A 19,354-nucleotide genomic window follows, 5' to 3' on the forward strand; every position below is an offset into this window, starting at 1 on the left:
GCGTGGGTGGTGTTCACATCAATTCTGTCATCTATCCGCTTTGCGCACGAGAGGGCGAATAGCGGTTATTCTCATTCATGATTGCACATCATCTAAAGGAGAGGCACAACGAATGTCGAACGAAACCGATGCCGCAGAGATTTGGGCGAACCAGCAAGACATGTACGTCGGATTTGAAACCAGCAACCGCGCTCGCACCGATCAGTACATCCACGCCGATTGCACGATCTGGGATTCAGGTAACTGGTCCATGGTGATCGGCCTCGACGGACTCAATGCTATTCGCGCGGCGCGTCCCGCCGACGACGACCAGCCCAAGGTCCTCTCCCTTACCGCGCACGACCCCGTCACCGACGTGTGGGGAGATATCGCGGTCCTTCGCCACTACGCCACCGTCGTGTTCGAGGGCGACACCCCCGACGAGCTTCTGCGCAACACCGGAGTGTGGCAGCGTGAACCCGAGGGATGGCGCCTCATCCACAATCAAGAACAGCGTTCGTGGGAATAACCTTCCCCTCCGCCTTCATGGTGCTGCGCTCCCGTGAGCGCAGCACCCAGGCTGCATAGTAGACACAGAACTCACGGGTTGATCGGGGATAGACACAGTGAAACAGAATGCAGAAGTTGCCGTCATCGGTGGCGGAATTACCGGCGCTGCGACCGCCTACGAACTAGCCAAGCGCGGCGTCGATGTCGTGCTGGTCGACGGCAAAGACCTCAACACTGAGGCCTCCGGTCGTAACGCTGGCAGCCTTCACGGGATGATCCAGCATCCGTCGTTCATGGAACGTGGCGAAGACTGGGCACACAGCTTTCTCCCCGCCTTACGGTTTCTCACCGATTCCCTCGAGCTTTGGGATGCGCTCTCCGCCGAGCTCGGAGTCGACCTTGAAGTCACTCGAAACGGCGGCATCCTGATCGGCGCTACTCAGGGCCAACTCGATGACATTGCGCGCAAGGTCGCGATCGAGCAGGAGGCCGGCTACAACTCCCGCATGCTCAGCCAAGCTGAACTGCAAGAACTTGCCCCCTGGGTCTCCCTCGATATGCCCGGAGGCTCGTACATGCCCACCGAGGGCAAAGCCAACCCCCTTCTTGCCGCGCCCGCCTTCGCTCGCGCCGCCGAAAACCACGGCGCTCGCTTTGCGCTGGGTGCGCCCGTGACAAGCATCACGCGCACCAGCGACGGCTACGAGCTCGAAGCCGGGGCAACAACGATCCATGCTCGGTCGATCGTGCTGGCAGCCGGTGACGGCATGAATTCCATCGGCCGGATGCTCGGCCTCGACATTCCCGTCACGAGCGAGCCCGTGCAGGTGAGCGCCACCGAACCGGTCAAGCCCCTTGTGAAGCACCTCGTGTACTACGCCGGTGACAAGCTGACCCTGAAGCAAGCACACACCGGCGCGCTCCTGATTGGCGGAGGCTGGCCGGCGCGACGCAACGCTGAAGGCGAGTGGGTAGTGAATCCCGATTCGCTCCGGGACAATCTGCGCGTCGCCATGAAAGTGGCACCGGCGATCGCGAATGCTCACGTTGTTCGCACGTGGGCTGGCATCGGAAACGCGACGCCTGACCTGCTCCCGATCATCGGAGAGTACGACGCGGCCCCCGGGGTCTTCGTCGGCATCTACCCGCACATGGGGTTTACGGCTGGACCGCTCATGGGGCGCATTCTCGCCGACCTCGCCACGGGCGTTCCCGTAGAACGAGACCTCTCACCCTTCGCCCCGGAACGCTTCGCGGACTAACCCACTACTCGAGTGTCTCAGCGGGGCGCGGATCGCACGGAGCCACGCTAGGCCTGACTCGCGTTTCGGGCGCATGTACCGCAGATTTCCGCGATGTTTCCGCGATCGAAATCGAGATTTGTTCGCAACACGAACACTTGTTCTATCTTGTAACTTACGTGTAGGCTCTCGATTCAAGAGGTCGACGCTCGAGTCTTACCCTAGATCTGAACCGACATTCCCACAACGAAAGTCGTGTTCGCTCTCGCGTCGCAGACTCACCGCCTCCTCTTGTTCTTCACCTCACGGCACTAACCGCACCGCTGGCAGATAACCATCTGGCGAAGGGGATCACATGACGATCGAAACCGACAAAGCCGAAATCTGGCACGGGCAGAACGAAATGTATAGCGGGTTCGAAACGCAGGATCGCCCGCGTATCGATCGCCACATCCACCCCGACTGCACCATCTGGGACTCGGAGCACGAAGCGCTGGTGTTCGGCCTCGAAGGCCTGAACGCCGTGCGGGCCACTCGACCGACCGGAGACGATCAACCACAAGTTGAATCGCTCGAGGCTTTCGATCAGGTCATCGATGTGTGGGGCGATGTCGCTGTACTTCGCCACATGCTCGTGGTTCGTTTCGAAGGAGACACGCCAGACGAGCGCATCCGCAACACGGGTGTCTGGCGTCGCACCTCAGACGGCTGGCGGGTCGCGCACAACCACGAAGATGTACTTGTGACTTCGGCGGCGCACTAACGAAACACAGACTGCACCACACCCTGCAACACCAACGGAACTGAAAGGAATGACCCTGATGAGAATCTCACGTGGCGGCGCTTTTGTTGCCGCTGTCATCGCGGGCGCTCTCGTGCTTACCGGTTGTACTCCGGCAGACACAGCGGCCCCCGACACAGTAAAAGACACCTTGGTATTGGGAAAGTCATTTGACCTTGCCACTGCTGACCCCGCTCGCAGCTTCGAAACAACCGGCGGAATCTTCGGCCGAGCGGTGTACGACACCCTGTTGACCTTCGCGAAGGGCGATGCAACCACGCCCATCCCGATGGTCGCCGAAAGCTACGAAGTCAACGAAGGCGCTACCGAATACACCTTCGCGCTTCGCGATGACGTCGTCTTCTCCGATGGAACGCCGCTCACCTCGGCCGACGTTGTCTTCTCCTTTGACCGCGTCAAGAACATCCAAGGCAACGGTTCCTTCTTGATGGAGGGTCTGTCTGTGACAGCCCCCGACGAGAGCACCGTCGTGATCACCTCCGAGAAGCCGAACACCGCTATCCCGGCGATCATCACCGCCCAGACGCTCGGTATCGTGAACTCCGAGGTCGTCAAGGCCAACGGTGGAACCGATGCTGAAGACGCCAGCACGACCGACACCGCTGAGGAATTCCTCAACACAACGTCGGCCGGTAGCGGTCCGTACATCATCGAAACCTTCAACACGGAGACAGAGACTGTCATCGTGGCGAACCCCAACTACTGGGGAGAGCCGGCAGCGTACGAGAAGATCGTGCTCAAGAACGCCACGGCTGAGAACCAGTTGATGGATGTTCAGAGCGGAACGATCGACATCGCGCTCGACCTCGGCTCTGACCAGCTTCCCGCAATCGAGTCGAACCCTGACCTCGTAATCGAAAGTGGCATCTCGCCCACGATCTTCTTCCTGTTCTCTAACGCGAACCCGGAGATCTCGGAGATCACCTCGACCCAGGCCTTCCGTGATGCTGTTAAGTACGGCCTCGACTACGACGGTCTGCTCGAAATCGCTGGCGACGGCTCCGAACAGGTTGCCGGCGTAGTGCCGAGCGTCTTCTTCGGTGCACTCAAGCCGGCCGACGTCACCGTTCGTGACCTCGACAAGGCCAAGGCAGCAGTAGCTGAACTCGGCGACATCGACCCGATCGAGCTCGAGTACCCCAGCGACTTCTCGGTAGCGGGAATCAGCTTCGGAGCTGTTGCAGAGCGCATTCAGGCCAACCTGAAGGAAGTCGGACTCGAGATCACTCTCGCTCCGTCGCCCATCTCGACGGCGCTTGACTCCTACCGTGGCGGAACCGAAGAAATGGGTCTCTGGCTCTGGAACCCGGACTACCCGGACCCGGCCGACTACCTCGTCTTCGCTCCGGACAACATCGTCGGTCTCCGCGCCGGCTGGACCGGCGGCTCGCACACCGAGCTCGTCGAGCTCTCTGAGCAGGCTGCGGTAACCACCGACGAGGCAGAGCGCGAAGCTATCTTCCGCGAATACCAGCTGGCTATGAACGAGGTGGGCGTCTTCGCTCCACTGTTCCAGCCCGCAGCGTCTGTAGTTGCAGGCAAGGACATTGAGGGAGCAGTATTCTCCGCAGTGTTCGGAATTGACCTGACCTACATCGGCAAGTAATCAGGATCCTGCTGGTTGGCGGTTCTTCTCGAACCGCCAACCAGCACTCCACTAACCGCACGACGCATTCTGCGACGCGAGAGGGAGGCCCTCATGTTGTTTCGCTTCATCCTTAGCCGACTGGGTTCGGCCGCAATTCTCTCCGTCGGAATCATCTTCGTTTCCTTCATCCTCACCGCACTTCTTCCCGGCGATGCCGCCACCTCGCGACTCGGCGAGCGCGCGGCTGCTGACCCCGAAATCGTCGCCGCAATGCGCACGCGCTACGGGCTCGACCAGCCGCTATACATGCAGTTCTTCATCTATCTGGGCAACCTCTTTCGCGGAGACCTGGGTACATCGATTCGAACTCAGAACCCAGTTCTGTCTGACCTGGCTCAGTTCGGCCCCGCATCCGCTGAACTCGCCATCGCCGCCACCCTCATCGCCATCGTGATGGGAGTGGGCTTCGGAATCATTGCCTCGCTGCGCGCCAATGGCATCGTTGACCAGGTGCTTCGCGTCGTCAGCCTTGGCGGCGTCTCGATCCCCATTTTCTGGCTCGCCCTCATCGCGGTATACCTGTTCTCGACCGTCAATCGCATCTTCCCGTCCTCGGGTCGGCTGAACCCCGGCGAGACTCCGCCCCCTCAGATCACGGGCATGTACACCTTCGATGCTCTCGCGGCCGGCAACTGGCCGTTGTTCGTGAGTGCGTTCTCCCACCTGATTCTTCCCGCGCTCGTGCTCTCGGCCCCCATGATCGGCCTTCTTCTGCGCTTCACCCGATCCTCAATGCTCGAGGTGCTCGGAAACGAATACGTGCGCGCCGCCGAAGCCAAGGGCTTGCCTCGACACACCGTCGTGCTCCGTCACGTATTGCGCGGCGCGCTAGTGCCCGTGATCACCGTGCTGGGAACCGCGTTCGCGTCGCTTCTCGCCGGAACCGTACTCGTCGAGCAGATCTTTGGCTGGCCGGGCATCGGCGCTTACGCCTTCCGGAGCGCGAGCAACCTCGACCTTCCCGCGATCGTCGGCGTCACCCTGTTCGTCGCACTCGTGTACATCACCGTCAACCTGATCGTCGACTTCTTATATGGCGTCATCGACCCGAGGATTCGCAGAGCATGACAACTTCAACTACAGACCCCACCCTCGCCCCCGACGGCATTCCGATAAAGCGCAGTCGCTGGCTGCCCGCGCGCAAGCGGCTTCCGGCCGCGTGGCGCAGGCCCCTCGCGGTCGTCGGCATCTTCGTCATCGTTTCGTGGACTGTCATCGCGATATTCGCTCCCTGGGTTGCACCCCACGATCCGCTCGCTCAAGACTTCGACCGGTACCTTCCGCCATCGGGTGATCATCCGTTTGGCACCGATGTCGTCGGTCGAGACATCCTCTCGCGCGTCATCTATGGAGCTCGCGTCAGCTTGCCGCTCGCCGTTCTCTTGGTCACCCTCTCGGTGATCGTCGGCGCAACAGTCGGTGCTATCGCTGGCTACGTCGGTGGTGTGGTGGATGCAGCGCTCATGCGTGTTGTTGACCTCTTCTTCGCCTTCCCCGCGATCATCCTCGCGATGGCTGTCGCCGCCTCGCTCGGCCCATCGCTGACGAACGCGGTACTCGCGATCGTCATCGTCTCGTGGCCGGCCTACGCCCGGGTGACTCGCTCACTCGTGCTGAGTCTTCGTGAAACGAACTACTTGGCCGCGAGCCGACTCCTGGGTGACTCGAGCGCTAAAGCCCTCGTCAAAGAAGTAATGCCCAACGTCGCCGGGCCTGTACTCGTGCTCGCATCACTTGAACTGGGTAACGCTGTGCTCCTCCTCTCCGGGCTCTCGTTCCTGGGCCTCGGCGCTGTACCCCCGGAGCCCGAGTGGGGCTCGATGGTCTCCTCTGGCGCTGCGGTGTTCTACAACTACTGGGTAGCCCTGTTCCCCGGGCTGGCGATCTTTACCGTCGTACTCGGCTTCAACTTCCTCGGCGACGCCATGAGAGATGCCCTCGACCCACGCTCGGCGCGTTCTGTCGCCACGAGTGAACTGTGAGGAATGACAAATGAGCCTTCTCGAAGTAGATAACCTTTCCATCCTGATCCGCGGTGGTCGCAACCTTGTTGAAGGTGTCAGCATCACCGTGAACGCCGGCGAGATCGTCGGCATCGCCGGCGAGAGCGGCAGCGGTAAAACCGTGACCGCGATGACCTCCCTTGGCTTCCTCCCGGCGGGCGCGACCAGCACCGGAGAGGTGCGCGTCAACGGTGTCGATGTGCTGTCCATGACACCGAAGCAGCTGCAATCCGTTCGCGGCACCGAAGTGGCCATGGTGTTTCAAGACCCCATGACGTCGTTGCATCCGATGCTCAATATCGGAACGCAGCTCACTGAGCACCTGAGGGTTCATAAGGGTCTCGGTCGCAAGGCCGCCTGGGCACGTGCCGCTGAACTGCTCGAGATGGTGCGCATTCCCGACCCCACGTCGGCACTGACCGCGTTCCCCCACCGGTTCTCGGGCGGAATGCGCCAACGCATCGCCATTGCCATGGCTCTGGCGTGCGACCCCAAGCTATTGATCGCCGATGAGATCACCACCGCGCTCGACGTTACCGTGCAGGCCGGCATCCTCGATCTTCTTGACCGACTGCGCAAGGAGACGGGAATGGCCGTGGTGTTCATCACCCACGACCTCGCCGTTATGAACGTCATCGCCGATCGCCTGTACGTGATGTACGGAGGCCGTCTGGCCGAGAGCGGCTCCATCGGCGAAGTTCTCAATTCCACTCGCCACCCGTACACTCGCGCTCTTATCGAGGCGCTACCCGAGGGCGCTGCGCTCGGCAAGGCGCTCGTTCCCATTCCCGGTGAGCCATCGACGCCTGATCGTCGCCCGAGCGGCTGCGCGTTCAACCCGCGCTGCACGTTCGCCGTCGAGTCGTGCCGCACCGATGTACCCGAACTCCGCGAGCTAGAACCGGGACACTTCGCTGCGTGCGCCGTCGACCCTTTCGGCTCGCTACCCGAGGGCGCTATCCCCCTCGATATCTCACTCGCTCCTCGGAAGGATCAGCATGTCGCTTCTTGAAGTACGAGACGTCATTGTCGATTACAAAACCCCGGGCCGTCGCCCCGTTCGCGCCGTCGCCGGAGCTTCGCTTGAAGTGGGACCGGGCGAAATCGTCGGACTCGTCGGAGAGTCCGGATGCGGAAAGTCCACACTGGGCCGCGGCATCGTTGGCCTGCAGAAGCTGACCTCCGGCTCTGTCACTCTCAACGGCATCCCGGTGAGTCCGGTGGGTCGCCGCGCACGCCCCAAGGCAGACCGCGGGCTGCAGATGGTTTTCCAAGACCCCTATTCTTCGCTGAACCCTCGCCGCCGCATCTGGCGCCAGATCGCCGACGGCCTCACTGACACCTCCAGCGATTCATCGGCCCGCGCCGCTGCGGTAGTGCTGCTCGAAGCGGTAGGACTCTCCGCTGCTGTAGCCGACCGCTACCCTCACGAGTTCTCGGGTGGCCAACGCCAACGAATTGCCATCGCTCGGGCTCTCGCGCCCCAGCCATCGGTGATTGTGGCGGATGAGGCCGTATCGGCGCTCGATGCCTCGACTCAAGCTCAGATTGCGAACCTCCTCGTGGGGCTCGCCAAAGAGCGCGGAATGGGCCTGCTCTTCATCTCGCACGACCTTTCGGTGGTGCGCCACATCGCCGACAAAGTCGCCGTGATGTACCTCGGTCGGATCGTAGAAACGGCACCAACCGACGAGCTGTGGGAATCTCGACTGCACCCGTATACCGATGCCCTCGTGCGAGCCATCCCGAGCCTCGAAGAGGATGCCGCTGCGCCTGTTGCCCCGGACGGCGAAGTTCCCGACCCCGCCGCCCCGCCGACCGGATGCCGGTTCCACCCGCGCTGCCCGGTCGCCATGGACCGCTGCTCGACCGAAGATCCGTCGCTCGTCATGATTGACGATTCACGCGCCGCCGCCTGCTGGCATCAGCCCGCCGGTGGCCCCGCCGTGCGACTGGAACTTCTCGCAACACGGGTTGCTGAGCCGCACTAGACCTGTTGGGGTTGTGTCCCTCCTGGCAGGGCCCCAACAGCATTACTACGGTCCGCCGTCGCCCAGGACGCGAGGGTCACGCTTCACAAAGGAAAGGCAACAATGCTTAGCGAGAAAACGCGCGAACTGGCTCAGGGCGGGCACTTTGCCTCCTTTACGACTCTCAAGGCCGATGGCCAGCCGTGCGCTCAGGTGATGTGGGTCGATTGCGATGACGAGTACATCTTTATCAACACCGAAGTTCACCGGGCAAAGTACAAAAATGTGCAACGCGACCCTCGAGTCGCCGTGCTCATTATCAACAAGGACAACCCCTATGAGTACGCCGAGGTACGCGGCACCGTTGTCGAAGAGATCCACGGGGCTGAAGCTCGCGCTCACATCGACACTCTCGCGTGGCGCTACTTCAACCGCGCCTACATCCCTGAGCAAATTCAGTCACAGCGGGTCATCCTCAAAATCAAACCGTTGTAACCGCAACGCACTTCTTCACCTACACACCAATATCTACGCTCACGACGCTTCCCGCGGGTGAGCTCGTCAAAGGAGATCACATGGGACACGACGCCGTACAACAACTGGGCGCCGAAATATGGCAGTGGCGTTACGCGATAGCGTTCCACACGGGCGATGACATTCCCCGCGTCGACCGCGGCGCCGACTGGGTGCCGCAGTTCAGCGTTGCCGCTATCGACGACATCCGCAGCCGCTACGCCGAGTTCCACGCCCGCTGGGCGGCTATCGACGTCAGCTCAGAGCCCGTTCCCGTACAGGTCGACTACCGCTTGGTCGGCTCCTCCCTAGCTCGCGTCACCTGGGACATTGACACGCTGCGCAACTGGGAGAAAGACGCCGTCTTCCTCACGAGTCAGATCCTCGGCCCATTCTTCGACCGCTTGCTTCAAGTGCCTCCTTTCTCTGCCGAACGCCAGCAGGCCTTGGTGACCGTCGCCGAGGCAATTCCTTCGCAGGTCGCCACGGCTCAAGAGAACCTCGCCCGCGCCGGCGTCAGCACCCTTGCAAAAGTTGCTGCCGAAATGCTGTCGGATGCCGGAGCTCAGTTCGCCGACACCGTCGAGAAGCTCGAGGGCTATGTCGATGCTGCCGTGCTCGAGCAGCTACGCAGCGCTACGCCCGCCGCCGCCGAAGCTCTCACCGCGTTCCGCGACTGGCTGGAAGCGAATGCTGACTCCATGGCACCAGATCAGGCCGTAGGTCGCGAGAAGTTCGTTTGGTTCCTGCGCAACGTGGCACTCGTCGCCGCCGAACCAGAAGACATGGTTCGCGCCGCCCGTCAGGACTACCAGCGCGCAGTGGTCTCCGAAACGATCGTCACCAACCGCTACCGCAATCTTGCCGCTGACACGCTCTCGGAGAACGTCGAAGCACAGGTTGCTCGCGAGGCAGAGCAGGAGCAGCAGGTTCGCGACTTCTATGAGTCCGAGAACCTTCTGAGCCAACCCAACAACCTGCGCCACTACCTCGTCGGCGCCCTGCCCGCGTATGTCGAGCCCTTGCGCTGGCTGGGAGTGACCGATGATCTCACGAGCGAGCAGCGAGTCGACATGGACGGTATTTCTTACTCGCCAGAGCCGACTCCTGGGCTGCCCTACTTCTACGCGGCGAACGCACGCGATCCGCGGCTGGGCATCGTTCACGAGGGTGCGCACTACCAGCAGCTCGCGCTGGCCTCCCGTCACGAGAATCCGCTCCGTCGCCGGTACTACGACTCCGCGGCGAACGAGGGAATCGCGTTCTACAACGAGGAAATGATGATGCTGGCGGGGCTCTTCACCGATTCGCCGCACTCCGAAGAGGTCATCCACAACTTCAACCGTCTGCGCAGCCTGCGGGTCATCGCTGATGTGAGCCTGGCAACGGGTGAGTTCAGCGTTCATGACTCGACGCAGTTCTTCGTTGATCTGGTTCCCATGGATCGCGAGACCGCTCTCGACGAATCGTCGATGTACATCGCGACGCCAGGCTTGGCCATGTCGTACCACGTGGGCAAGATGCTGCTCATTCGCCTGATGACGGATGCCATCAACCAGCAGAAGGATGCTTTCTCGACGCGCGACTTCCACGACTACGTGTGGCTCAACGGAAACGTGCCGTTCTCGCTTCAGCGCTGGGAGTTGCTCGGCGACCGTTCGGACGTTGACATTCTCGACGCTTCCATTTCCTAGCAGACCTGGCCTGCGGGTGGGGCGGCGATCATGCGGCATGTGTGCTCACGACGCCGCCCCTCCTCGGGTGTATCGAGGCAACCGCCCGACTCAAAGAATCTATTCCTGCACTATCTCGCAAGCTCAATTGTTCGACTAGCGAACTAGTGTTCAAATTTCGAAACTTCCGCTACAGTGAAAAAGGACAAGCGGCCGCTCAGTTCAGTTCGGACCGCTGTGTTAAGCGAACAGAAACGAGCATCACGTTCATGATGGAAAAGATCGAATTCGACTACACCCAGCGCCTGTCGAAGCTCTGGACCAAACTCGATGAATCCAACATCGATGTCGTCTTTCTCCCCGCTTCGCAATCAGATCTTGAATACTTCACCGGTCTCGGTCGCCGCCTTCCGTCGTTCGGAAACATCGGCTATACCAACCACTGGATCTCGGGAGCGTTCATCTCCCCCGGCAACGACCCGCTCTTCGTTCTCACCCGTCACTTTCAAGAGTTCGACCTCCCCGACGGCATTGCCGGCGAGGTCATGACCGCGAACGAAAAAGACGACGGAGGCGAGATCTTCCGCAAGGCATTCGACAGCTACACGAGCAAAGCCAACACGGTCGCCATGGGCGCTCGCCCCGGCCAAGAAAGCTGCGGGCACGAAGCGGATGCCGTTAGCCGAATCGCTCTGAGCGGTCGCAGCTGGGCAGAAACCACCATCGAGCTCCGCAACCACAAACCAGACGCCGACTTCGTGGTCGCCGACGCCATCATCAATCAGATTCGCCGCATCAAGGACGATCAGGAAATCGCCCTGATGCGCCAGTCAGCCAAGATCGTCGATGACGTTTTCGCCGACGTCGAAAAGATGGTCGTTTCGGGAATCACCGAGCTCGAACTCTCGTCTGAGATCGATCTCCGGATGCGTCAGCACGGCTCCCTCGGTGCCTCGTTCGACACCGGCGTGTGGGCCATGGGCCCTGAACTGGGCCGTGATGCCAGCGTGCGAGTCTCCAACGATTCCCTCAAGTCGGGTGCCGGCGTGAGCTTCGACTTCGGTGCGATTACGCAGGGCTACTGCTCTGACTTCGGCCGCACCATCCACATCGGAACTCCCAACGAAGAGTACGAGCGCGTGTACGACCTCGTTATCGCCGCGCAGGAAGCTGGGCGCCAAGCGGCTGTTCCCGGAGCGACCGGTGGCGATGTGCACCGCGCAACTCGCGCCGTGATCGAAGAGGGCGGCTACGGCGACTGGTTCCGTCACCGCACCGGCCACTGCATCGGCCTCGACGTGCACGAACTGCCGTACATCTCCGAAGAGGACAACACACCTCTCGAACCCGGAATGCTCTTCACGATCGAGCCGTCGGTGTTCTGGCCCGGTCGCGTTGGCGTGCGCGTCGAAGACGTCTTCCTCATGACCGAAACCGGCACGACGAGCATCAACACTCACGCCAACGACCTCGTCGCCAACTAGGCATCCGCTCGCTGCGGAACTGCGCCAGCCGGCGCCCAGACGTTCAGGTGCACCAGGACCGAAAGTAACGCCATGCCGCACTCCCAGCCGCTCCCCCTGTGGGCGGGGCGCACCATCGCCCTTGTCGGCATCCTTCTGGTCGCGCTGAACCTGCGCACGGCCGTCTCCGCTATCTCTCCCATTACGCGTGAGATCGCCGTCGACATTCCCCTCGACAACGTGGCGCTCGGTCTGCTCGGGATGATCCCGCCGATGGCCTTCGCCGTCTCCGCTATTTTCAGCGCACCGGTCGCGCGCAGACTCGGGCTGGAACGGTTCCTGATCCTCGCCATTGGCTTCATGATTGTCGGCCACTTGCTGCGCGCCGCTGCTGGCGGCTACGCCATCCTTCTGGTCGGCAGTGCGCTCGCGCTCGTGGGAATGGGAATTGGCAACGTGCTGCTGCCACCCCTCGTGAAGCGTTATTTTCCCGACCGCATCGGGATGGTGACGGCGCTCTACGCGACGCTGGCCTCGGCGAGCGCTGCCATACCCGCTCTCGTCGCCGTTCCCGTCGCTCACGCAACCGACTGGCGTTTGTCGCTGGGAATGTGGTCGATTCTGGCGTTTGCCAGTCTCGTGCCGTGGATAACGCTTCTGGTGCAGCGCTCGCGCGAGAAACGGGACACCTCGGCGAATGACACCGCCGAACTTCCTCAGGCACTGCCGCTGCGGGGGCGCCCGATCTGGCAATCGTCCGTGGCGTGGACCGTGGCCATCGTTTTCGCTATCTCGTCGTTCAACGTCTATGGCGTGCTGACGTGGCTGCCCGATATTCTCGCTCAAACAACAGACACCACAGCAGCGGAGTCAGGAGCGCTGCTCGCTCTCTATGCCGCCATGGGGTTGCCCGCGGCGCTCTTCATCCCGGTGCTGGCGGCGAGGCTCAAGAACGTCAGCCCCCTCGTGCAACTGGGCGTCGTATTCTTCATTGTCGGCGACCTCGGCCTGCTGCTGGCCCCCGGCTTCGCGACCACCCTCTGGGTAGTCTGCATCGGCTTGGGCGCGCTGCTGTTCCCGGTGTGCCTCGTGCTCATCAACCTCCGCTCCCGCACAATGCGCGGCTCGGTCGCCCTCAGCGGTTTTGTTCAAGGCGTCGGCTACACCATCGCCTCACTCGGACCGCTGCTCGTGGGTGTGCTGCGCGAAACAACGGGCGGGTGGGTTGCCGTGTTCATCATGTTGATCGCGTCAGCGGTCATCGCATCGGTCGGGGGAATCCTGCTGCGCAAGCCCGTCTACGTCGAAGATCAGCTCGCGCGACGCTGAGCACACTCGGTGCAGTCAGTACGCTCGGTGCAGTCAGTGCGCTCAGACAGAGATCCGGCGTAGATCTCTCTGGATGTCATCCGCCGTCGCGAGCGCGAGCGGCAGGTGGTGCGCACGCAGGTACTCCACCGAGTCGCGGGTAGCACTTGTGGAAATGTTGAGCGCAGCCGTTACCGTGCCGTCGCCATCACGAATGGGAACGGCCGCCGAGAGCAGCCCTGCCTCAAGCTCGCCATCCACGATCGACCACCCTTGCGCGGCGACTCGCTCGATCTCGGCTTCGAGCAGTCGAGCATCCGTGATGGTGGTCGGGGTGAGTGCCGGCATGATGGCGCTGGCCAGCAGCTGTTCGCGCTCCGTCGCCGGAATGCCTGCGAGAAGAACGCGCCCCATGCTCGTGGCGAAGGCGGGAAAGCGCGTGCCGATCGTAATGCGCACGTTCATGATGTGGCGGGTAGGAACGCGGGCGACGTAGACGATCTCTTCGTCGAGAAGCACGGCCACAGAGGCGGATTCTCCCGTGGCGCGCGAGAGCGCTTCGAGGTGGGGTTGAACCACGTCGTGAAGCGAGAGCGAAGAGAGATAGCCGAAGCCGATTTCGAGAACCTTGGGGGTGAGCGCAAACTGACGCCCTGATGAGCGCACATAGCCGAGGGATTCGAGCGTGCGAAGAAAACGCCGGGCTGCAGCGGCGGGGATGCCCGCGTTACGCGCGACTTCACTCAGCGTCTGCTGCGCATTCTCGGCGTCGAACACTCGGAGCACTGCGATTCCGCGTGCGAGAGACTGAACGAAGTCTTCCGCCGGTGCTTCTGCGTCTGAGGTTGGGCTCACTTCAGTGTCTTTCATCGCGCCTCCTCCAGAACTCTACCGAGGAACCTAGTGCCGCCAGCACCCTCAGTGTTCGCGGCGCGGTCTTAGCGCTCGAGAACGACGGCCAGCCCTTGACCGACGCCGATACAGATGGCAACAACAGCGACTCCACCGCCGCGGCGCTTAAGCTCGTGGGCCGCATGGCCAATGATGCGACCACCGGATGCCCCGAGCGGGTGCCCCATAGCGATGGCCCCGCCGTGGATGTTCACGCGTTCCGGGTCCAGCTCGGGCCACAGCGCGATGCAGGCCAACGACTGGGAGGCGAACGCTTCGTTCAGCTCGACGATGTCGACATCCGCCCAGGTCCGTCCGGCGCGAGCGAGTGCTCGGTTGGCGGCTTCCACGGGGGCGATTCCGAACACGTCGGGATCACTGCCGGCGACGCCACGGCCTGTTATGCGGGCCAGCGGTTCGATATCTAGTACGCCTTCTGCTCCCAGAAGCACGGCGGATGCGCCATCGTTGAGCGAGGATGAGTTGCCGGCCGTCACGGTGCCGTCCTTGGCAAACGCCGGCCGAAGAGCGCTCAGTGTTTCCACCGTGGTGTCGTCCCGGATTCCCTCGTCGCGTTCCAACTCGTGGCCAGGCACTTGAACGATTTCTCCGTCGTAGTGCCCCGCGGCCCACGCTTCAGCGGCCAGGCGGTGGCTGCGCGCGGCAAACTCGTCTTGCTGGGCACGGCTGAGGTCGTGCATGAGCGCTAGCTTTTCGGCGCTCTGCCCGTTCGAGATCGTCCAGTCCTCGCGCAGCGCTGGGTTGACCATGCGCCACCCGATCGAGGAGTTCCAGATCGTCTGGTTAGCCAGCGGGAACGGCCGCGATGACTTCTCGACAATGAACGGCGCCCGAGTCATGGACTCGACTCCGCCCGCCAGGATGATGCTGGCGTCGCCCGCTTCGATCGCGCGGCTGCCTTGAATCACGGATTCCACTGCAGAGCCACACAGTCGGTTGACGGTCACTCCCGAAACGGAAGTGGGGAATCCGGCCAAGAGAGCCCCGAACCGCGCGACGTTTCGGTTGTCTTCGCCCGCCTGGTTGGCGTCACCAAAGATGACGTCATCCACGCGCGCCGGATCGAGGTCAGTGCGCTGAATCGCCGCCTTCATGACCACGGCCGCGAGGTCATCCGGTCGCACGTCTGCGAACGCTTTCCCGTGACGTGCGAAGGGGGTGCGAACAGCGTCGTAAATATAGGTACTCGTCATGATCAGTGTCCTTCTGCGTCGTTCGCGGCGGCACTCGTAGTGGCACTTGCGGTGGCGTCAACGAGGGTGAGCCCGGTGAGGCTGGTGAGAAGTTCCAGAGTGTTGTCGCCATAGAGTTCGCGCACTGCAAAACCGTCCGGCGTGACGTCGAATACCGCGTGATCGGTGTACACCCGGGATACACAGCCGACGCCGGTGAGCGGATAGCTGCACGCCGCAACGAGCTTCGACTCACCCTGCTTGGTGAGGAGGTCAGTCATCACGTAAACCTCTTTGGCACCGATCGCGAGATCCATCGCTCCACCGACAGCGGGGATGGCGCCCGGTGCTCCCGTTGACCAGTTCGCGAGGTCACCGTTCTCCGCGACCTGAAAGGCACCGAGAACACAGACGTCAAGGTGACCGCCGCGCATCATGGCGAAGGAGTCAGCCTGATGAAAATATGCCGCCCCGGGTAACGCAGTGACAGCCTGCTTTCCCGCATTAATCAGGTCGGGGTCAACACGGTCAGCCTCGGGGGCAGGCCCCATCCCGAGCATGCCGTTCTCGGTGTGAAGAATGATTTCGAGGTCGGCAGGCAAGTAGTTGGCGACGAGGGTCGGGGCGCCGATGCCCAGATTCACGAAAGAGCCGTCGGGGATGGCCGCGGCGATCTGCTGCGCGAGCTCGATGCGACTGAGCGTGGTGGTCATTTCGTGCCTCCTGTGGCTGCGAGCTCCGCGTCGAGTGGCTGCCCTTCGAGGTCGACACCACCAATAAATTCGTTATTGGCGAGCCAGCCCCGCTCCCCCACCACGACTACCCGGTTCACGTAGATGCTCGGCGTGACCACGCTCTCGGGATCGAGTTCTCCGAGCGGCACGACCTCGTCGACCTGAACGATGCTGGTCGTGGCGGCGGAGGCCATGATCGGGCCGAAGTTGCGAGCCGTCTGGCGGTAAACCAGGTTTCCCCAGCGGTCGGCTTTGAGTGCACTGATCACAGCGAAGTCAGCATGGATCGGGTAGTCGAGCGCATAGGTGCGCCCGTTGATTTCCCGCGTCTCTTTGCCCGCGGCCAGCTCGGTTCCGACGCCGGTTGGCGTGAAGAATGCGCCGATGCCAGCCCCTGCTGCACGGATTCGTTCGGCCAGGTTTCCCTGCGGCACCAACTCGAGCTCGATCTTTCCCTCGCGATAAAGCGCGTCAAAGACCCACGAATCGGCTTGGCGGGGAAAGGAACACACGATCTTGCGCACGCGGCCAGCGGACAGTAACGCGGCGAGCCCGCCGTCGCCATTTCCGGCGTTATTGCTGACGACGGTGAGGTCGCTCGCGCCCTGAGCGACGAGCGCGTCGATGAGTTCGTGAGGCTGACCGGCGTGACCGAAGCCGCCAATCATGATGGTGGCGCCGTCTTTGATCCCGGCAACGGCATCCGCCAGAGACGGGACAACTTTGTCGATCATGCTCTCTCCCTGCATCAGGGATTACTACGCAGTTCGCAGTCCCCTAGTTTTCGCTAGACGAAGTAAGTTTCTTTATACGAACACTCTACGCCTATCGGGCAGCTGCGCGCAGGAGTAGCTACTCGAGGAGCGGGCGCCACCGCCGTGTCTCCTCATCCCGCACCCAACTCGACTCCGCACGTTCGCCATCCTCGACGTCGGTCAGCCAATAGGTCGCATCGGGGTTCCAGCCAGCGATGACGCTCGCGGTGTCACTGTTCACCGGGATGGCCGTTCCCGCCGCCGACAGGTAGGCCGCGACCGAAAGGTGCACCGCGTCGAAGTCGCGGGCAACCAGCGACCAGTCGGGAGTCATCCACTTGCCGACGCGTCCCGTCGTCAGGTACCAGACATGACGGCGACTCTCGCTCACGTCGAACGGATAGGAGCGGCACAACTGGGCCCACGACTCGGCGTCGACGATCTCGAATATCCGCGCGGCGTGCGCCCACCCCACTCGCCGTACATCCGCCGGCTCTTCATCCATGCGGTCTTCGATGAGCCACACGCCGACAGGACCGGACTCTCCCCGTGCGCTCGTTGACATCGCCAGCGCGCCGGGCGGCCGCGACCACCAAGTGCCCGATGTTTCCGCGGTGGGATCATCCGAGAAGAGTTGCCGATAAGACTGCTCCTCTTCGATCGCTGCGGTGCTCCACTGCTCGAAGACCAACGCTGGCTCCGTCGGGGCTGATCGCTGAAGGTAAGCATCGCGAAACTGCACCGCCCACTGCTCGGCAGCGAGGGGCTCACTCCACCACGCGGTCGCAGGCCAAGCAACCACCTGCTCAGCAATGCGCTCGAGTGCGGGCCTGAGCCGGGCATCCGCCAGCAGCTCGTCCGTACCGTCGGGCTCGTGCCAGCACCGGGCGCTGTCAACCGAGTCCGCGAGCGCCTCAAGGAGATCCGCGGAGCTGAGCGCGGGCAGCGAACTCAGCGGGATCGCTTCGAGCGCCTCAACGATCTCCTCGACGGTCGGGTCGGGAAGCGGATCGGGGAGGCCCCAACCGAAGATCGCTCCCCCTTGGCCGCGGGCTTTTTCACGCTGATGGGCGGCCCAATGGAGCAACCAGTCGAACACCGCAATTTCAGGGAACTCCTCTCGCGGCGCTTGGCGCACGATCGCGAGGCAAAGACGGCGACCGCGCGGGCCGGCAAGCACAGCGTGAGCATCCATCGTCATGGGATCAGGCTAGGTGGCACGCGCTGCGATGTGAAGAGTGACGGTTGTTCAGCCGCGAGCGCGCACGACAACGGGCTGCCCGCACCCCTTACATTCGCACTCCCTCGGGTCTAGCCTGAAAATATGAGCGAACACGAGCACACCAAAGACGAAGGCGAAGAGTCTGGTCTGGACGGCTACGTCAAATTCATCGACTGGCTGAACGAAAAACTCTTCCCGATTCTAGGAACACCGGCGCTGGGCCCTTACGACGCTGTCGTCGCCAAGGTGGCGGATGCCGTCTGCCCTGTCTGCGGGCGGCCAATGTCTGAGCACTTCATTGACCATTCGACACCGGAAACAATCCTTAACTGTCCCATCGAGCACACACCGGTGCCCGTCGACGACGCGCCCCTCAACGAACTCGGAATGCATAAGCCCTCGGCCGAGAGTTAACGCCCGCCGAAGCGACAGCACAACGCCATAAAATGGGGACCATGGCATCCGCTACTTTCCCGCTCGCTTCGAGCGCCCGACCGATCGTGACCCTGACCCTGAACCCCGCGCTCGACATCAGCACATCGACCGCGCAGGTCATCAAGGATCACAAGATGCGCTGCGGCCCCAGCCGGATTGATCCCGGCGGGGGCGGCGTGAATGTGGCACGCACCATCCAGAGCCTCGGTGGGGATGCCCTAGCCATTTATGCGGCCGGCGGCCTCACCGGTGCGACCTACCGCCAGTTGCTCGAGGCCGAAAACGTGCCCAGCCTCGTCGTGCCGATTGCTGGCACTACGCGCGAGAGCTTCACCGTGGACGAGGGTTCCTCAGGCGCACAGTTTCGTTTCGTGTTGCAGGGCCCCGAGTTCGCTGAAGCCGAGTGGCGCCGCTGTCTGGCGGCCTTAGAGGAAGCCATCGTTCCCGGCGGCTACGTTGTCGCGAGCGGAAGCCTGCCGCCCGGAGTCCCCACCGATTTCTACGCTCAGGTCGCACGTCTGGCCCACCAACGCGGCGCGCGTTCGATCATCGACACCTCGGGCGAAGCACTGACCGCGGCCCTCGCCGAGGGCGTCTATCTCGTGAAGCCGAGCCTGCGCGAACTGAGCGAACTCGTCGGCAGAGAGCTGACAACCGAACAGAGTGAAGTGGATGCCGCCGCCGAACTCGTCGCGCGCGGCTCGGCTCAACTCGTGGCTCTCACTCTGGGCGACCAGGGTGCCGTGCTCGCGTCGGCAGCGGGCGTCATCCGTTTGCCGGTACCTCACGTGCAGGTTCAGAGTGCCGTCGGTGCCGGCGATGCTTTTCTGGGGGCTTTCGTGTGGCGACTGTCGCAGGGGCAAGATCCTGAACGTGCATTCCGTTCTGCTGTCGCTGCGGGGAGCGCAACGGCAGCGACTCCGGCGACCGAGATGTGTGCCCTTAAGGAAGTAGAAGCTCTCGAACTAGTGCTTCCGGAGGCCACGCGGTACTAGGCGGAACGAAGAGGAGCAT

Annotated in this window: 19 protein-coding genes; 14 read left to right on the plus strand and 5 right to left on the minus strand. The window is 62.5% G+C overall.

What is annotated here, in order from left to right:
• Nucleotides 1-112 precede the first annotated feature (112 nt).
• The 12 genes from I6E58_RS00775 (at nucleotide 113) to I6E58_RS00830 (ending at nucleotide 13,131) form a co-directional block, all read left to right on the plus strand.
• Complete coding sequence (locus I6E58_RS00775; RefSeq protein ID WP_129072736.1) at nucleotides 113-508, plus strand: nuclear transport factor 2 family protein; 396 nt, start codon at nucleotides 113-115, stop codon at nucleotides 506-508.
• A gap of 97 nt (nucleotides 509-605) precedes the next feature.
• Nucleotides 606-1,751: an FAD-binding oxidoreductase gene (locus tag I6E58_RS00780; protein ID WP_197129324.1), complete on the plus strand. Its 1,146-nt coding sequence runs from the start codon at nucleotides 606-608 to the stop codon at nucleotides 1,749-1,751.
• A gap of 334 nt (nucleotides 1,752-2,085) precedes the next feature.
• Complete coding sequence (locus tag I6E58_RS00785) at nucleotides 2,086-2,493, plus strand: nuclear transport factor 2 family protein (protein ID WP_197129326.1); 408 nt, start codon at nucleotides 2,086-2,088, stop codon at nucleotides 2,491-2,493.
• Between the two features lie 58 nt (nucleotides 2,494-2,551).
• Nucleotides 2,552-4,138 (plus strand): ABC transporter substrate-binding protein, encoded by a 1,587-nt coding sequence (locus tag I6E58_RS00790; protein WP_197129329.1) that lies wholly within the window; start codon nucleotides 2,552-2,554, stop codon nucleotides 4,136-4,138.
• Between the two features lie 93 nt (nucleotides 4,139-4,231).
• Entirely contained in the window at nucleotides 4,232-5,248 is a 1,017-nt protein-coding gene (locus tag I6E58_RS00795; RefSeq protein WP_197129332.1) for an ABC transporter permease, read from the plus strand.
• Nucleotides 5,245-6,162 (plus strand): ABC transporter permease, encoded by a 918-nt coding sequence (locus I6E58_RS00800; protein WP_129072731.1) that lies wholly within the window; start codon nucleotides 5,245-5,247, stop codon nucleotides 6,160-6,162. Before I6E58_RS00795 ends, I6E58_RS00800 begins: the two co-directional genes overlap by 4 nt.
• Nucleotides 6,163-6,172: 10 nt before the next feature.
• A complete protein-coding gene (locus tag I6E58_RS00805; RefSeq protein ID WP_197129335.1) occupies nucleotides 6,173-7,195 on the plus strand; it encodes an ABC transporter ATP-binding protein in 1,023 nt (340 codons plus the stop codon).
• Nucleotides 7,182-8,174 (plus strand): ABC transporter ATP-binding protein, encoded by a 993-nt coding sequence (locus tag I6E58_RS00810; RefSeq protein ID WP_129072729.1) that lies wholly within the window; start codon nucleotides 7,182-7,184, stop codon nucleotides 8,172-8,174. Before I6E58_RS00805 ends, I6E58_RS00810 begins: the two co-directional genes overlap by 14 nt.
• A 102-nt stretch (nucleotides 8,175-8,276) precedes the next feature.
• Complete coding sequence (locus I6E58_RS00815; protein ID WP_197129338.1) at nucleotides 8,277-8,648, plus strand: PPOX class F420-dependent oxidoreductase; 372 nt, start codon at nucleotides 8,277-8,279, stop codon at nucleotides 8,646-8,648.
• Nucleotides 8,649-8,728: 80 nt separating this feature from the next.
• The gene (locus I6E58_RS00820; RefSeq protein WP_197129341.1) at nucleotides 8,729-10,360 is read left to right on the plus strand and encodes a DUF885 family protein; all 1,632 of its coding nucleotides are present in this window, start codon (nucleotides 8,729-8,731) and stop codon (nucleotides 10,358-10,360) included.
• Between the two features lie 248 nt (nucleotides 10,361-10,608).
• Nucleotides 10,609-11,823, plus strand: coding sequence for a Xaa-Pro peptidase family protein (locus I6E58_RS00825; protein ID WP_197129344.1), 1,215 nt, complete (start codon nucleotides 10,609-10,611; stop codon nucleotides 11,821-11,823).
• A gap of 72 nt (nucleotides 11,824-11,895) precedes the next feature.
• Nucleotides 11,896-13,131: a CynX/NimT family MFS transporter gene (locus I6E58_RS00830; protein ID WP_197129346.1), complete on the plus strand. Its 1,236-nt coding sequence runs from the start codon at nucleotides 11,896-11,898 to the stop codon at nucleotides 13,129-13,131.
• A gap of 42 nt (nucleotides 13,132-13,173) precedes the next feature.
• Here I6E58_RS00830 and I6E58_RS00835 read toward each other — a convergent pair whose 3' ends face one another.
• From I6E58_RS00835 to I6E58_RS00855, 5 genes are all read right to left on the minus strand, one after another.
• Nucleotides 13,174-13,980 (minus strand): IclR family transcriptional regulator C-terminal domain-containing protein, encoded by an 807-nt coding sequence (locus I6E58_RS00835; protein WP_197129349.1) that lies wholly within the window; start codon nucleotides 13,978-13,980, stop codon nucleotides 13,174-13,176.
• A gap of 68 nt (nucleotides 13,981-14,048) precedes the next feature.
• The gene (locus I6E58_RS00840) at nucleotides 14,049-15,215 is read right to left on the minus strand and encodes a thiolase family protein (protein WP_197129351.1); all 1,167 of its coding nucleotides are present in this window, start codon (nucleotides 15,213-15,215) and stop codon (nucleotides 14,049-14,051) included.
• 2 nt (nucleotides 15,216-15,217) lie between these two features.
• Complete coding sequence (locus tag I6E58_RS00845) at nucleotides 15,218-15,907, minus strand: 3-oxoacid CoA-transferase subunit B (protein WP_197129354.1); 690 nt, start codon at nucleotides 15,905-15,907, stop codon at nucleotides 15,218-15,220.
• A complete protein-coding gene (locus I6E58_RS00850; protein ID WP_197129357.1) occupies nucleotides 15,904-16,662 on the minus strand; it encodes a 3-oxoacid CoA-transferase subunit A in 759 nt (252 codons plus the stop codon). The genes I6E58_RS00845 and I6E58_RS00850 overlap by 4 nt, the downstream gene beginning before the upstream one ends.
• Before the next feature lie 118 nt (nucleotides 16,663-16,780).
• Nucleotides 16,781-17,884 carry a hypothetical protein gene (locus tag I6E58_RS00855; protein ID WP_197129360.1) on the minus strand — a complete coding sequence of 368 codons (1,104 nt, stop codon included), beginning with the start codon at nucleotides 17,882-17,884 and terminating at the stop codon, nucleotides 16,781-16,783.
• Between the two features lie 123 nt (nucleotides 17,885-18,007).
• Between I6E58_RS00855 and I6E58_RS00860 the strand changes: the two genes are divergently transcribed.
• Together I6E58_RS00860 and I6E58_RS00865 are read left to right on the plus strand one after the other, a co-directional pair.
• Nucleotides 18,008-18,319, plus strand: a complete 312-nt coding sequence (locus I6E58_RS00860) for a hypothetical protein (RefSeq protein WP_197129363.1) — start codon at nucleotides 18,008-18,010, stop codon at nucleotides 18,317-18,319.
• Nucleotides 18,320-18,360: 41 nt separating this feature from the next.
• Nucleotides 18,361-19,335, plus strand: a complete 975-nt coding sequence (locus I6E58_RS00865) for a 1-phosphofructokinase family hexose kinase (protein WP_197129366.1) — start codon at nucleotides 18,361-18,363, stop codon at nucleotides 19,333-19,335.
• Nucleotides 19,336-19,354: the final 19 nt, after the last annotated feature.

Source organism: Salinibacterium sp. SWN1162 (assembly GCF_015864675.1).
GTDB lineage: Bacteria > Actinomycetota > Actinomycetes > Actinomycetales > Microbacteriaceae > Rhodoglobus.

Coding starts and splice junctions, on each gene's coding strand:
- I6E58_RS00795 (WP_197129332.1), top strand. CDS start 4,232: ATGTTGTTTCGCTTCATCCTTAGCCGACTGGGTTCGGCCGCAATTCTC.
- I6E58_RS00865 (WP_197129366.1), top strand. CDS start 18,361: ATGGCATCCGCTACTTTCCCGCTCGCTTCGAGCGCCCGACCGATCGTG.
- I6E58_RS00805 (WP_197129335.1), top strand. CDS start 6,173: ATGAGCCTTCTCGAAGTAGATAACCTTTCCATCCTGATCCGCGGTGGT.
- I6E58_RS00820 (WP_197129341.1), top strand. CDS start 8,729: ATGGGACACGACGCCGTACAACAACTGGGCGCCGAAATATGGCAGTGG.
- I6E58_RS00800 (WP_129072731.1), top strand. CDS start 5,245: ATGACAACTTCAACTACAGACCCCACCCTCGCCCCCGACGGCATTCCG.
- I6E58_RS00785 (WP_197129326.1), top strand. CDS start 2,086: ATGACGATCGAAACCGACAAAGCCGAAATCTGGCACGGGCAGAACGAA.
- I6E58_RS00790 (WP_197129329.1), top strand. CDS start 2,552: ATGAGAATCTCACGTGGCGGCGCTTTTGTTGCCGCTGTCATCGCGGGC.
- I6E58_RS00840 (WP_197129351.1), bottom strand. CDS start 15,215: ATGACGAGTACCTATATTTACGACGCTGTTCGCACCCCCTTCGCACGT.
- I6E58_RS00775 (WP_129072736.1), top strand. CDS start 113: ATGTCGAACGAAACCGATGCCGCAGAGATTTGGGCGAACCAGCAAGAC.
- I6E58_RS00810 (WP_129072729.1), top strand. CDS start 7,182: ATGTCGCTTCTTGAAGTACGAGACGTCATTGTCGATTACAAAACCCCG.
- I6E58_RS00860 (WP_197129363.1), top strand. CDS start 18,008: ATGAGCGAACACGAGCACACCAAAGACGAAGGCGAAGAGTCTGGTCTG.
- I6E58_RS00855 (WP_197129360.1), bottom strand. CDS start 17,884: ATGACGATGGATGCTCACGCTGTGCTTGCCGGCCCGCGCGGTCGCCGT.
- I6E58_RS00850 (WP_197129357.1), bottom strand. CDS start 16,662: ATGATCGACAAAGTTGTCCCGTCTCTGGCGGATGCCGTTGCCGGGATC.
- I6E58_RS00825 (WP_197129344.1), top strand. CDS start 10,609: ATGATGGAAAAGATCGAATTCGACTACACCCAGCGCCTGTCGAAGCTC.
- I6E58_RS00835 (WP_197129349.1), bottom strand. CDS start 13,980: ATGAAAGACACTGAAGTGAGCCCAACCTCAGACGCAGAAGCACCGGCG.
- I6E58_RS00845 (WP_197129354.1), bottom strand. CDS start 15,907: ATGACCACCACGCTCAGTCGCATCGAGCTCGCGCAGCAGATCGCCGCG.
- I6E58_RS00815 (WP_197129338.1), top strand. CDS start 8,277: ATGCTTAGCGAGAAAACGCGCGAACTGGCTCAGGGCGGGCACTTTGCC.
- I6E58_RS00830 (WP_197129346.1), top strand. CDS start 11,896: ATGCCGCACTCCCAGCCGCTCCCCCTGTGGGCGGGGCGCACCATCGCC.